Below are 12,974 nucleotides of genomic sequence, written 5' to 3'. Positions count from 1 at the left end.
CATGAACCGCCAGCCGGGGGTCTCTCCTGCCCGGCGGCCCGGCGGCGGCGCGTTCGCCCGGGCGCTCGCCATGGCTTCGCCTCGCTCGAGCGACCCGCGGGTTGCGGCCTCGGCGCGCGCGAGCGAAGGTGCGCGGCATGAGTTCGCTCACGCTCTTCGCGGCGCTTCCGCTGCTGGCCCTCGCGCTCCTCCTCGAGGGCGGCGGCGCGCCCTCGGCGGACGCCGGACGCTTCGAACACTCCACGGTGCGGGTCGCGGGCAGGGCGCATCGCTACGCGGTCTGGCTGCCGCCCGGCTGGTCGCGGCGCGCCGGCGGCTGGCCGGGAATCGTCTTCCTGCACGGCTCGGGCGAGTGCGGCGACGACGGCGGAAAGCCGACGCGCGTCGGACTCGGCCCCGCGTTGCAGGCGCACCCGGAACGCTGGCCGTTCGTCGTCGTGTTCCCGCAGAAGCCGACGGCCGACGAGGAATGGTGGGAGCACGAGGACCTCGTCTTCGCGACGCTCGCCGACGCCCACCGTCGCTACGGCGTGGACGAGCGGCGTGTCGCGCTCGCGGGAATCTCCCAGGGCGGCAACGGCGCGTGGATGATCGGCGCGCGCCACCCCGACCGCTGGCGCTGCCTCGTGCCCGTGTGCGGCTACGGGCGGGCGCAGACCATCGCGACGCGCGTGCGCAACGTGCCCGCGTGGTGCTTCCAGGGGCTCAAGGACGACGTCGTGCTGCCGCGCGAGACGCAGGAGATCGTCCGCTGGATGCGCGAGCTGAAGCGCAGCGGCGGACTCGACACGACGAACCTGCGCGCCACCTTCTACCCCGACGCCGGCCACGACAGCTGGGACTCCGCGTTCGCCGAGGAGGAGCTGCCGAAGTGGATCGCGGAGCAGCTGCGCGCGAGGTGAGCCGCGCCGGCGCTCATCGGTAGAGCGTCTTGATCGCGCCCCACGTGCGGTTCAGGGCCGGGGTGGTGCAGGTCAACCCGGATGACTGGAATTCGATGGAGTAGTCCCAGACGGCATTGTGCCCGACGATGGCGTTCCGGCGCGCATCGGTGATCCGCTGACTGGGGAGGCCCGCCAGCTGCTCGAGGTAGATCTCCTTCAGCCAGAAACACGCTCCGACGCGGCACCCGTCGCACGCACCCTGGCCCACGGTCTTGGCGTGAAGCACCACGACGCGGCAGACGGTCAACTCCGTGCCGTCCGCCACCAGCGAACGCTCCGACCCGGCCGGCAGGGCGGCGGCGGAGATCGCGCGGAACATCCCCGGGCCGGAGATCTCCGGCTGGATCGTCTGGATCTGGAGCGGTGCGACCTCGCCCCAGATCGCCGGGCAGTGCTCGCTCCACGGGAACCCCGTCGGGTCGTACGAGGCCGTGAGCCTGTTCTCCCGGCACTGTCCTGCGGCCACCTGCCACCAGGGCGGAATCGTCCCGTCCGCGACATGGACGTCGATGATCACCCGGGCCGCCGCGAACTGCGGCATGTCCGCGGGAATGATCACCGAGGCATTCAGGGCCGCCGCTCCCGCGTTCTTGGTGCAGTCGAACAACGTCTGCGTGACGCCGCCGTCCGCAAGGCATTGATCCCAGAGCAGTCTCAATCCGCTCTGCGCGAACGCGCGCGGCGCGCCGGCACCGAGAAGGGCCAGGGAAAGGAGAAGCAGTCTTCGCATCGCGAATCCTCCCGCGGAAGGCGGGGCGGCCGTCACCGATAGAGCGTCTTGATCGCGCCCCACGTGCGGTTGACGGCGGGAACGATGCCGCAGGGCCACCACACGTTCTCGCTCGAGACCTCCGGGGCGGGCGCGTTCAGGAAGGCAAACTGGCTCTGATAGGTGGTGCCATTGGTGACTCTGAAGTAGTCGTCCCCCGCACGTCGCCACAGCACGCACCCTTCGAACTGCAGGCAGGCTGGAGTGCGGCATCCGGCACAGGCGTCCGCACCGGCCGATTTCGCGCGGGAGATCGAGATGCGCGCGACCGTCCACTCGGTGCCGTCGGCAACCAGCGCAATCTCTTCGCCCTCGGGAACCGCTGCTGCGGCGGCCAGGCGCAGCGTGTACGGACCGCGCAGGCCCTGTATCGCCTGGAAAACGGTCTGCACCGTCGAGTTCATCCAGATGCTCGGACATCCGGTTTCCTGGAGCGCCGCGGCGTCGAACCGTGCGGAGATGGCGCCGTCGCGGCACTGGCCCGCGTTCGTCTGCCACCAGGGGGGCAACGCGGCGCCCGAAACCCAGATGTCCATCGTCACCATTGCGCCCGCGAACTCGGGTATATCCGCCGGAATCACGATGGACGCGATCAGGTCGAGCGACGGACCCGTGGAGCTGTCGCACGCGAAGGATGCGGATGCCGTCCCGCCGCCGGCGTGGCAGCGATTCCAGAACAGGTTGAGTCCGGAACCGTACTGGGCGAGCGCGTCGGTCGCGACGAACATCAGGATCAGGAGCGGCAGCGCACGCATTCGGACCTCGTTCCCGATGCTGCGGTCACGGAATACGAGTCTACAAGCCGCGGCATGCGAAGGAGCCGTTGATCGCGGCGGGAGCCGGGGGACGCACACAATCGTAAGATCGGCCCGCGAAGGCCATCAACGGGAAAGTCGGTCCGGCCCCCTACCCCACCCGCTCCCACACGCGGCCGGCGCACTCGCGGGCGCGGATGGCGATCTCGGCCTCGTCGGCGGTGACGAGCATGCCGTTGTCCATCACCACGTTGCCGGCGACGACCACGCCCGAGACCGGCGCGCGCAGCAGGCCGGACCACAGGTGCGCGTGCAGCGTGCGGGTCGAGAACTCGGTGGCGGGGCTGTAGTCCACGAGGATGAAATCGGCGGGCGCGCCGGGGCGGATGCGGCCCAGCTCCTCGCCGAAGTGGTCGGTCGCCCAGCGCGCGCCGGCCACGAACAACCGCCGGTAGTGCGCCTCGGCCATGCCCTGCGCGAACGCGCCGTCGGGCACGGGCGGCGCGTTGGCGCCGTCGTCGCTGCCCCAGGCGACCTCCGTTTCGCGCACCAGCAGCGAAGCCGCCCCGCTGCCGGTCGCGCACAGCGAGTCGCCACGCTCGCGCACCGCGCCGACCAGGTCGCGCGGCGCACGCTCGGCGTGCGCCCACAGCGCCGGCAGCGTCGTCGCGGGCAGCGCGTCGCGCCGCTTCCAGCGTTCGGCGGGCGTCAGGTCGAGCGCCAGGTCCACGTGCACCGAGAAGTCGCCGGCGCTCTCGAGCGCCTCGGCGAGCAGCGTCTCGATGCCGTGCAGGCTCGTCGCCTGCACGCCGAGCATGCCGCGCAGCCGGCCGCGGCGCGTGCGCGCCAGGTCGCGCGCGAAACCGACGCACTCGTCAATGGCGGCGCGGCGCTCGAGCGGCGTGTCGTCCTCGGCGGCGCCGTAGCAGGTCGCGACGCGCACGCCCACGCGCTCGGCCGCGCCCACCACCTCGGTGAGCGACAGATCGAGGCAGGCGCCCGAGCGGTGGAAGTCCACGACCGTCGTGACGCCGTGCCGCACGCCCTCGACGAGCGCGGCCTGAACGCCCCAGGCGACGTCCTCGGCCGACAGCGCGCGGTCGTAGCGCCCCCACTCCTTGGGCGAGCGCAGGCCGAGGCCGCGCGCGAGATGGCGAGCCAGGTGGGCGTGCGTGTTGACGAACCCGGGCATCAGCACGCGGCCGCGCGCCGGCCACAGCATCTCGTCGGGATAGGCGTGCGCGAGATCGCCGAGGGTCGAGACGGCCGCGATGTGCGCTCCGACGACGCGCACCGCGCCGTTCTCGTAGACCAGCGGCTCGGGTCCGCCGGTCACGATCGTGCAGGGGCCGACGATCACTTCATGCCCGCCGCCTCGGCGCGCCGAAGCAGGGCTCGCGCCTCCGACTTCGCCTCGGCGTTCACGCGGTTGGGATCGAGCGTGGACCACGTCTCGCGCTCGTAGAGCACGCGTCCGGCGACGACCGTGAGGAGCACGTCGCGCTGGCAGGCGCCGTAGACGAGCGCCGTGTACGGGTCCTCGGCCGCGAACGGCGCCGAATAGGGTCCTTCGACGTCTGTGACCGCGAGGTCGGCCTGCTTGCCCACCTCGAGCGAGCCCGTCTCGTCGGCGATGCCGAGCGCGCGCGCGCCCTCGATCGTCGCGAGCGCGAGCACGTCCCGCGCGCCGAGCGGCGCGTCGCGGCGCTTGACGCGCGCGATGCCGCCCGCCAGGCCCATCTCGGCGAACGTGTCGAGCCGGTTGTTGCACGCCGCCCCGTCGGAGCCGAGCCCGCAGCGGATGCCCTTCGCGCGCCACGCGCCGACGTCGGCGAGACCGGAGCCGAGCTTGAGGTTCGAGCCCGGACAGTGAACGAGCGCGGCGTCGGCGCGCGCGACCAGGTCCAGCTCGGCGTCGTCCAGCCACACGCCGTGCGCGCCGAGGAAGCGCTCCGAGAGCAGGTCGTGCTTCGCGAAGTAGTGCGCGGCATGGCAGCCGACCGCCGCCTTGACCGCGGCGCCTTCGCTCGGGGCCTCGGCGATGTGCGTGTGGACGAGCAGGCCGCGCTCGCGCGAGGCGTCGCGCACGTCGGCCCACAGCGATTCGCTGCACGACAGGATGAAGCGCGGCGCGAGCGAGACGCGCAGGCGTCCGTTCGCGTGCCCGTGCCAGCGGTCCGCCACCGCGAGCGCGCGCTCGAGCACGACGCCGGCCGGCTCCGCCATGCCCGCCGGCACGCCTTCGCCGACGTCCATCAGCGCCTGGCCGAACGTCGCGCGCACGCCGGTGTCGGCGAGCACCTGGCCGATCACGTCGGTGTGGCGCGTGGTGCCCATGTCGTTGAAGCAGGTCACCCCGCCCGAGAGCATCTCGAGCAGCGCGAGCCGCACCGAGGCCGCGAGCGAGACCTCGGTGTGCTGCCACTCGAGCGGCCAGATGCGCTCGCGCAGCCAGCGCAGCAGGTCGCTCTGCTCGGCGCGCCCGCGGAACAGCGTCTGGCACAGGTGCAGGTGCGCGTGCACGAAGCCGGGCGTGACGAGCGTATCGCTGGCGTCGAACGTGCGGTCGGCACGGCCGCCCGGCAGCTTCGCCAGCGCGGCGGGCACTCCGGGGCCGAGCGCGGCGATGCGGTCGTCCACGACCAGCAGGTCGCCGGGTCCGGTCGTGCCGGCGGCATCCATGCACACCAGCGTTCCGCCTTCGACGAGAAGGGAACTCAGGATTCCGCCTCCATGCGATCAAGCTCCGCGCGACGGCGTCCGTGCCGGCGTTCGAGCGCGCACGGTGGCACCGGCCGCCGGACGGGTCAAGCACTCCGTCGTGCGCGGACGCGCGTCAGGGCTCGCAGCCAGCGCCGCACGCGCGATCCGCAGCGTCCGCAACGTGACGCCCGCCCGGGCATGGTCCATCATGCGCGCTCGCCACGGAGACGCCCTTCATGAGCCGCAGGGTCCGCCTCTTCATCGCCACGAGCCTCGACGGCTACATCGCCGGCCCGAACGACGCCCTCGACTGGCTGTTCAGCGACGCCGACTACGGCTACGACGCCTTCATCGCCGGGGTGGACACGATCGCCATGGGCCGCCGCACGTACGAAGTGGTCCGCGGCCTCGGCGAGTGGCCGTACGCCGGACAGGCCACCTGGGTGTTCACGCGCCGCGAGCGCATGCCGCACGACGCGAGCGTGAACTTCACCTCGAAGCCGCCCGAGGACTGGTTGCGCGGGATCGAGGCCGGTCCCGGCAGGGACGTGTGGGTGGCCGGCGGCGGCGAGTTGATCCGCGACTTCCTGAACGCCCGCCTGGTGGACGAAATGACGATCGCCGTGCACCCCATCGTGCTGGGCGGCGGCATTCCCCTGTTCCCGCCGGGCTCGCCGCGCCACCGGCTGCGCCTCGCGCAGGTGAACTCGTACCCGTCGGGCCTCGTCTCCAGCACCTACGTGGTGCAGACGTGAGCGGCGCGATGCGGCGGGTGGTGATGAAGTTCGGCGGCACCTCGGTCGGCGTCGCCGCCAACTTCGCGCACGCGGTCGCGCTGGCGGCGGACCGCGCCGTGCGCGACGAACGCCCGCCGATCGTGGTGGTCAGCGCGCTCACCGGCGTGACGAACCTGCTCGTCGAGTGGTGCGCGCTGCCCTCGCGCCGTGTGGCGCTGGCGGCGCGCTTCGTCTCGCGGCACGAGGAATTCGCGGCGGCGACCGGCCTCGGCCCGGGGCCGCTCGAATCGCTGCTGTCGCGGTGGCGCGAGGCGGCGGCCGCGCTCGCGGGCGAAGCGGCCGTGCACGGCGCGGCGCGCGACGGCGTGCTGGCGTTCGGCGAGCGCTGCGCCGCGGCGCTGTTCGCGGCCGGGCTCGCGGCGCGCGGGGTGGCGGCGCGGGCGATCGTCGCGGGCGACGCCGGGCTCGTCACCGACGAACGCTTCGGCGCCGCTCACCCGCTGCCCGAATCGGCCGCGCGCCTGGCGTCGGCGCTCGGGCCGCTGCGCGAGGTGGCGGTGGTGACCGGCTTTCTCGGCGTCACGCTCGACGGGCGCACGACCACGCTCGGGCGCGGCGGCTCGGATTTCAGCGCCGCGATCGTCGGGGCCGCGGTCGGCGCCGACGAGATCCAGATCTGGACGGACACGAGCGGCCTGCTCTCGGCCGACCCGCGCGTCGTGCCCGAGGCGCGGCCGGTGCCGCGCCTGTCGTTCGCCGAGGCGAGCGAGCTCGCCTACTTCGGCGCGAAGGTGCTGCACCCGAAGACGCTGCAGCCGGCCATGGAGCGCGGCATCCCCGTGCGCATCCTCAACACCGCGCGGCCCGACGACCCCGGATCGGTCATCACCGCGGCCGCCGGGCCCGCCGACGCGCCGTGGCGGGTGAAGAGCATCGCCAGCCGCAGCGGCGTCACCGCGGTGACCATCGTCTCGACGCGCATGCTCGCCGCGCACGGCTTTCTGGCGCGCGTCTTCGAGGTGTTCGGGCGCCACCACCTGGTGGTGGACCTGGTGACGACCTCCGAGGTCTCGATCTCGGTCACGCTCGACGACGTCGCGCGGCTCGACGAGGCGCTCGCCGAGCTCGAGGGCATCGGCCGGGTCGAGGTGCGCGGCGGCCTGGCGATCGTCGCGGTCGTCGGCGAGGGCGCGCCGGAGCGCATCGGGCTCGCGGGCCACGTCTTCACGCTGCTCGGCGGCGTCGGCATCGGCGTCGAGATGATTTCGCAGGGCGCCTCGCGCGTGAACCTGTCGTTCGTCGTGCGCGAGGCGGACTCGGACCGCGCGGTGCGGCTGCTGCACCGCGGGCTCGGCCTCGACGCCGAAGCTCCCGCGCCGGCGCGCGCCGCGAACTGAGCACCGTCGCCGCGGCGCCCGGCCGCGCCGGCGTCGCCGGCGCGCGTCGCGAACCGGGCACCGCCGCGCGGGGCCGTTGACCTGCCCGCGCGCCGCACCTACCTTGGCGCGCATGCTCGCCCGGCCCGAGCTGCCGCTCGTCCACGCCCTCGAACAGTCGCGGCCACTGGCGCCCCTGCGTGCGCTGGCGGGTCTGCCGTACCCGTTTCTCCTTCATTCGGCGCTGCCCGACGACGCGGCGCAGGGCGAGCGACGGGCGCGCTGGTCGGTGTTCGGCGCCGATCCGTTCGCGGCCTTCCGCGGCGGCGACCACCTGGAGGCCATCGGCGCGTTTCGCCGCTTCGCCCGGCACGCGCCGCACGGCGATCTGCCGCGGGTGACGGGAGCGCCGTTCACCGGCGGGGCGGTCGGCTACTGGGCGTACGACTACGGCCGGCGGTTCGAGACGCTGCCCGTCCTCGCGGCCGACGACCTCGGCCTGCCCGACTTCGTGTTCGCGCTCTACGACGTGGTCGGCGCCTACGACCACGACACGCAGCAGACGTGGCTGTTCTCGAGCGGCCTGCCGCTCGAGGGCGCCGACGCGGTGACGCGCGCCCGCGAACGGCTGGCGCAGTTCCGCCAGCGCCTGCAGGGCCCCGGTCGGGCGGCGCACGTGCTCGAACCGGGCGAGCGCCGGCCCATCGTCAGCGGCACGTTCGACGCCGCCGGCTGGCGGCGCGCGGTCGAGAGCGTGCGCGAGTCCATCCGCCGCGGCGACATCTTCCAGGCGAATCTCGCGCAGCGCTGGAAGCTCACCCAGCCGGCGGCGCTCGCGATGGCGCCCGCGCTTTACGAAGCGCTCGCGCAGCATTCGGCCGCGCCGTACGCCGCCTACCTGCACCTCGACGATCACGCGCTGCTGTCGGCGAGCCCCGAGCGGTTCCTGCGCCTGCGCGGCGAACACGTCGAGGCACGGCCCATCAAGGGCACCCGGCCCCGCGGCCGCACGCCGGAGGAGGACACGCGCCTGTCGGCGGAGCTGCTGGCGAGCGAAAAGGACCGCGCCGAGAACGTGATGATCGTGGACGTGCTGCGCAACGATCTCGGGCGCGCCTGCGAGGTCGGCACGGTGCAGGCGGCGGCCGTGTGCGAGCTCGAGCGTTTCCCGCAGGTGCTGCACCTGACCTCGACGGTGACCGGACGGCTTCGCGAGGGACTGGACGCGTTCGACCTGCTGCACGCCTGCTTCCCCGGGGGCTCGATCACCGGCGCGCCCAAGATTCGCGCGATGGAGATCATCGAGACGCTCGAGCCCGTGCGCCGTCACGCCTACACCGGCGCGATCGGCTACCTCGGCTGGGAGGGCGACGCCGACTGGAACGTCGCGATCCGCACGGCGACGGTGACGCCGGGCGGCCTCGTCTTCCACGCCGGCGGCGGCATCACGGCCGATTCCGACCCCGAGGCCGAGTACCGCGAGTCGCTGCAGAAGGCCGAAGGCCTGCGGATCGCGTTCTCGTCCATTCTCGGCGAGTTCCGGCTCGGCGAGGCCTGAGGTGCGGGCGGTTCGCCTCCCGGGGCGGCCCGTGTGGGTGAACGGGCGGGTCGTGCGCGGCGAGGACGCCACGCTCAGCGTCTTCGACCGCGGCGCGCGCGACGGCGGCGGCATCTTCGAGACGCTGCGCGTCTACGGCGGCCGCCCGTTCGCCTGGCGACGCCACATGGAGCGGCTCGTGCTCGCCGCGGCCGAGCTGGGCTTTCCCGTGCCCGCGGCGCCCGCGGAGCTGCGCGGGGGGCTGGACGCGCTGCTCGAAGCGCAGGGCCTGACCGACGCGGTCGTGCGCGTGACCGTGACGCGCGGGGTCGCCGGCGGACGGCCGACGCGCGCCGGCGCATGGGTGGACGCCGAGCCGCTCGGCGGCCGCCTGTGGGCCGGCACCCGGTCCGGGGCCGGCAGCGCGGTGCTCTCGCGCCTGCCGTTCGAGCCGGGCCGGCTCGGACGCTACAAGACGACGAGCCGCCTTGCCTTCGATCTGGCGCGCGAGGAGGCGCGCGCGGCGGGCGTGGACGAGGCGCTCCTCGTCTCGCCCGCGGGCCAGGTGCTCGAGGGCGCGGCGAGCAACGTCTTCCTCGTGAGCGCAGGCGAAGTGGTGACGCCGCCGCTCTCGCTGCCGGTGCTGCCGGGAGTGACGCGCGCGATCGTGCTCGAGCTGTGCCGAGAACGGGGCCTGCGCCACCGCGAGGCGGCCTTTCCGCCCGCGCATCTGGACTCCGCCGGCGAAGCGTTCCTCACCAACTCGGCGCAGGAGATCCTGCCGCTCGCCCGGATCGGCGACCGCGAGCTGCCGGCCCGGGCGGCGGGCGAGCGGCTCCTCGCCGCGTATCGCGAGCGCGTGGCGGCCGGCCGGGACTGAAGCTCCCCGGCGGGCCGCGGCACGGCCCGCCCGCGCCGCGGGATCGCCGGCGCGATGCCGGATGCCCGGCGCGCGGCGCGTGGCGCATTCGCCCCGGGTGCTGCGCGGCCGCACCCAGCCGCGGCGATACGAACCTGTCGCGGCGGCGGCCCTGGATCCGGCCGCGTCCGGTTTCGCCCGAAACCAGGCCCTCCGCCCGGGACGCTCACCGGCTCGCAACTCGTGCGCTCCGTGGCACACGGTGTGCTCATCTTGAAGGACGCGAGGTCCTGCCGCGGTCGCCGGAGACCCCGGGCCCCGTCAGGACCACCTCGAGCGAGCGGAAGGCCCACCCCCATGCAGGTCGCCGGCGGACGACTCGAGCAACTGGTGCCGCACGTGCTGCGCAGCCAGCTCCTGCGGCCCGGCTTCGTGCGCCTGAGCCTGCGCCTCGGCGCCGCCCGCCAGATGCCGACCTGGGCCAAGCTCCAGTTCCTCTCCTACGGCGTCTCGGCCGCCGACCTCGACGGCGTGCTCGGCAGGGTCACCAGCCTCGAGTCGTGGGCCGACGAGTGGGAGGCGCTCGGCCGCAGGCACGAGCAGGCCGGCCGCGACGCGCTGGCGCTGGTGCGCACGCGCGAGGCCGCGGCCAGCTTCGTCGCCGCTTCCGCCGCCTACAACTTCGCGCAGTACGTCGTGTTCCTCGACCCCGAGCGCAAGAAGGGCCTGCATCGCGCCTGCGTGCGCGCCTACGGGCACGCGGCGCCGCTGTTCGAGGTGCCCGCGGTGCCCTTCGAGGTGCCGTTCCGCAAGCGCCAGCTGCGCGGCTACCTGCGCGTGCCGCCCGGCGACGGCCCGCGCCCGGTGGTGGTGATGTTCAACGGCACCAACGGCGTCAAGGAGGAGCTGCACTGGTGGAGCGAAGCGTTCCTCGCGCGCGGGCTCGCCGTCGTGACGTTCGACGGGCCCGGACTGGGCGAGACGTTCCACCGTCTCGGCCACGTCGCCGAGCCCCGGCCGCTCGGCGTCGCGATCATGAACCACATCGAGTCGCATCCCGACCTGAACCCCGAGGCGGTCGCCTACGCCGGGCTCTCGCTCGGCGGCTACTGCGCGATCCGCATGGCGGCGCACGACCCGCGCGTGCGCGCCGTCGCGGCGGTGAGCCCGCCGTTTTCGGCCGACGTCTACTGGAACGTCACGCTGTTCGCGATGCGCCGCGAGCTGGCCGCGCTCTACGACATGCCGGTCGAGGAGATGGACCGCCACATTCCGCGCATCACGCTCGCCGACACGCTGCCGACGTTCGACCGGCCGCTCATGGTCGCGGGCGGCGGCCACGACATGATCACGCCCGGCGAGGAGGCGTACCGGATCTTCGAGGCGGCGCGCTGCGAGCGCGAGCTGGTGTTCTACCCGCGCGGCGCGCACGAGTGCTTCAACGTGCTCGCCGACCTGCGGCCGCGCATGATCGGCTGGCTCGCCCGCCAGCTCGAACGGCACCACCCCGATCCGCCGGCGCGCCCGAGGCGCGCCGCGGCGCCGCCGCGCGAGGCGGCGTGGGTCGCCGCCGAGGCCGTGGACCCCGACTTCGCCGACGAGTTGCGCGGCGACAACCACGCGCGCGAGTGGCACGCCTCGAACGAACGTCCGAGCCTGGGCGCGCTGTTCCGCTGGCCGTGGGCCGCGGAACGCCGGCTCGAGGTGGTGACCCGCGCGGCGGGCGGGTAGGCGCGCCTGCGCGCTCCGGCGTCCCTGGGTCCGCCCGCGACACGCGATGTCGTCCGCCGCGTCCCGTGCCCGCGGACGACCCGCCGGCCGTCAGCGACTCAGCGCCACAGCGCCTTGATCGCTCCCCAGCTTCGGGGCGCGGCCGCCGTGGTGGTGTCGCGCATCGAGTCGGCGGTGGTGTAGATCCAGTCGCCGCCGGGCTCCTCGCTGCCGTTGGCGGCGTTGCCGGCGGCGTAGAAGAGCACGGTGCCCGCGCCCACCGCGGGCGCGGTCCACTCGAAGCTCCACTCGACCGGCCCGTCGGCGCCCGCCTGGATGCCGTCCCACAGGTGCTCGACGTACTGGCGCGTCGGCCAGCTGCGCGCCGGGTCGCCGGGCACGACCTGCAGCGAATCGCCGGGGCCCTGCGCGCCGCGCACGGCGAACGTGCCCGCGCCAAGGCCGTCGGCGGCGCGCACCGCGGTCAGCTGAAAGCCCCAGCGCCGGTCGGGAAAGCGCGCCGTGCTGTCGCTCGCGAGCCGCACGCGCAGGCGGTAGGTGATTCCCGGCGCGTACATGCGCGGCAGGTCGAGGATCTCGATCGCCCCGCCCGGAGCGTCGAGGTTCGGGCCGCCGCCGCCCGCCGTATGGCACTCGGCGCAGGTGGGCTCGGCGGGCTGCCCGCCGACGGCCGGCGCGCCGGTATGCGAGGGCTCGGGCCCGGAGGCGAAGCGCGCGCCGCCGCGGGCGAGCGAAGCCGCGCACAGCAACACGAGCGCCGCCGCGACGGGGGCCAGGCGGGCGTTCAAAGGCGCTCCTCCTTCGGGAAGTCAGGCGTGGCGCTGCGTGGTCGGGGGCGCGCGGTGCGCCTGCTTGCTCCGGTACATGAGCTGGTCGGCTTCGCTCAGCAGCTCGCCCGCCGACATCGCGCCGTCCCACTCCATCACGCCGACGCTCAGCGTGCTCTGGTACGGCGAGCGGGCCGTGAAACCCTGGCGGATGCGCCCGGCCAGCACCTCGGCGCCGGCGAAGTCGGTGAGCACGATCAGCACGAACTCGTCGCCGCCGACCCGGTAGCCCATGTCGGTGCCGTCGCGCGAGCAGGCCCGCGTCACGTTCGCGACGACGCGCAGCGTTTCGTCGCCGCCCGAGTGCCCGAAGCGGTCGTTGACCGTCTTCAGGTCGTCCACGTCGAGGAACAGCAGCGACAGCGGGTGGTCCATGCGCCGCGAACGCAGCATGGCCCTGGCCAGCTCGCGTTCGAGCGCGCGGCGGTTGCCGAGGCCGGTGAGCGCGTCGGTCAGCGTGAGCGCCTCGAGGTCGGCGAGGTGCCGGCGCGCCGTCGCCCGCTCGCGGCGCAGCAGCACGATGACCCAGGCGGCGAAGGCGACGGCGATGAGCGACGCGGCGATGGACGAGAGCAGCGCGCGCGGCGACTCGGCCAGGCTGCCGTCGCGGAACAGCGCCGACGCCCACGGCAGAATCGCCAGCACCAGCGCGCCGGCGAGCAGCGGCGCCATTCCCGGCGGCGAGGGGAGCGGCGATGGAGACGGATCGATCCTGCTCATGAACCTCCGGTTCCGC

12 protein-coding genes are annotated in these 12,974 nt (G+C 74.1%); 6 read left to right on the top strand and 6 right to left on the bottom strand.

Features of this window, described 5'->3' with window-relative positions:
- Positions 1-137 precede the first annotated feature (137 nt).
- A complete protein-coding gene (locus IT347_12400) occupies positions 138-902 on the top strand; it encodes a phospholipase (GenBank protein MCC6350379.1) in 765 nt (254 codons plus the stop codon).
- Positions 903-915: 13 nt separating this feature from the next.
- Here the strand turns inward: IT347_12400 and IT347_12395 are convergent, their stop codons facing one another.
- From IT347_12395 to IT347_12380, 4 genes are all read right to left on the bottom strand, one after another.
- Positions 916-1,674, bottom strand: coding sequence for a hypothetical protein (locus IT347_12395; protein MCC6350378.1), 759 nt, complete (start codon positions 1,672-1,674; stop codon positions 916-918).
- Between the two features lie 32 nt (positions 1,675-1,706).
- Entirely contained in the window at positions 1,707-2,468 is a 762-nt protein-coding gene (locus IT347_12390; GenBank protein MCC6350377.1) for a hypothetical protein, read from the bottom strand.
- A 151-nt stretch (positions 2,469-2,619) separates the two neighbouring features.
- The gene (locus IT347_12385) at positions 2,620-3,828 is read right to left on the bottom strand and encodes an amidohydrolase family protein (protein ID MCC6350376.1); all 1,209 of its coding nucleotides are present in this window, start codon (positions 3,826-3,828) and stop codon (positions 2,620-2,622) included.
- Entirely contained in the window at positions 3,825-5,150 is a 1,326-nt protein-coding gene (locus IT347_12380; protein ID MCC6350375.1) for an amidohydrolase family protein, read from the bottom strand. The genes IT347_12385 and IT347_12380 overlap by 4 nt, the downstream gene beginning before the upstream one ends.
- A 257-nt stretch (positions 5,151-5,407) precedes the next feature.
- On the opposite strand from IT347_12380, the gene IT347_12375 reads away from it, so the two are divergent.
- The 5 genes from IT347_12375 (at position 5,408) to IT347_12355 (ending at position 11,411) form a co-directional block, all read left to right on the top strand.
- Positions 5,408-5,926, top strand: a complete 519-nt coding sequence (locus tag IT347_12375; GenBank protein MCC6350374.1) for a dihydrofolate reductase — start codon at positions 5,408-5,410, stop codon at positions 5,924-5,926.
- A complete protein-coding gene (locus tag IT347_12370) occupies positions 5,923-7,305 on the top strand; it encodes an aspartate kinase (protein ID MCC6350373.1) in 1,383 nt (460 codons plus the stop codon). The genes IT347_12375 and IT347_12370 overlap by 4 nt, the downstream gene beginning before the upstream one ends.
- 112 nt (positions 7,306-7,417) lie before the next feature.
- Positions 7,418-8,842, top strand: a complete 1,425-nt coding sequence (gene pabB / locus IT347_12365; protein ID MCC6350372.1) for an aminodeoxychorismate synthase component I — start codon at positions 7,418-7,420, stop codon at positions 8,840-8,842.
- 37 nt (positions 8,843-8,879) lie between these two features.
- A complete protein-coding gene (locus tag IT347_12360; protein ID MCC6350371.1) occupies positions 8,880-9,701 on the top strand; it encodes an aminotransferase class IV in 822 nt (273 codons plus the stop codon).
- A 336-nt stretch (positions 9,702-10,037) separates the two neighbouring features.
- Entirely contained in the window at positions 10,038-11,411 is a 1,374-nt protein-coding gene (locus IT347_12355) for an alpha/beta hydrolase (GenBank protein MCC6350370.1), read from the top strand.
- Between the two features lie 98 nt (positions 11,412-11,509).
- Here the strand turns inward: IT347_12355 and IT347_12350 are convergent, their stop codons facing one another.
- Positions 11,510-12,199 carry a hypothetical protein gene (locus IT347_12350; protein MCC6350369.1) on the bottom strand — a complete coding sequence of 230 codons (690 nt, stop codon included), beginning with the start codon at positions 12,197-12,199 and terminating at the stop codon, positions 11,510-11,512.
- Between the two features lie 21 nt (positions 12,200-12,220).
- Positions 12,221-12,958: a GGDEF domain-containing protein gene (locus IT347_12345; protein ID MCC6350368.1), complete on the bottom strand. Its 738-nt coding sequence runs from the start codon at positions 12,956-12,958 to the stop codon at positions 12,221-12,223.
- Positions 12,959-12,974: the final 16 nt, after the last annotated feature.

It is taken from the genome of Candidatus Eisenbacteria bacterium (assembly GCA_020847735.1).
Lineage (GTDB): Bacteria > Eisenbacteria > RBG-16-71-46 > RBG-16-71-46 > RBG-16-71-46 > CAIXRL01.
The sequence above is the reverse complement of the archived record's forward strand: the minus strand, read 5'-3'. Positions and strand labels throughout refer to the sequence as shown.

Bases quoted from the DNA above. Each gene is read 5' to 3' on its own strand.
- IT347_12400 (MCC6350379.1), top strand. From the start codon at position 138: ATGAGTTCGCTCACGCTCTTCGCGGCGCTTCCGCTGCTGGCCCTCGCG.
- IT347_12395 (MCC6350378.1), bottom strand. From the start codon at position 1,674: ATGCGAAGACTGCTTCTCCTTTCCCTGGCCCTTCTCGGTGCCGGCGCG.
- IT347_12390 (MCC6350377.1), bottom strand. From the start codon at position 2,468: ATGCGTGCGCTGCCGCTCCTGATCCTGATGTTCGTCGCGACCGACGCG.
- IT347_12380 (MCC6350375.1), bottom strand. From the start codon at position 5,150: ATGGATGCCGCCGGCACGACCGGACCCGGCGACCTGCTGGTCGTGGAC.
- IT347_12375 (MCC6350374.1), top strand. From the start codon at position 5,408: ATGAGCCGCAGGGTCCGCCTCTTCATCGCCACGAGCCTCGACGGCTAC.
- pabB (MCC6350372.1), top strand. From the start codon at position 7,418: ATGCTCGCCCGGCCCGAGCTGCCGCTCGTCCACGCCCTCGAACAGTCG.
- IT347_12355 (MCC6350370.1), top strand. From the start codon at position 10,038: ATGCAGGTCGCCGGCGGACGACTCGAGCAACTGGTGCCGCACGTGCTG.
- IT347_12345 (MCC6350368.1), bottom strand. From the start codon at position 12,958: ATGAGCAGGATCGATCCGTCTCCATCGCCGCTCCCCTCGCCGCCGGGA.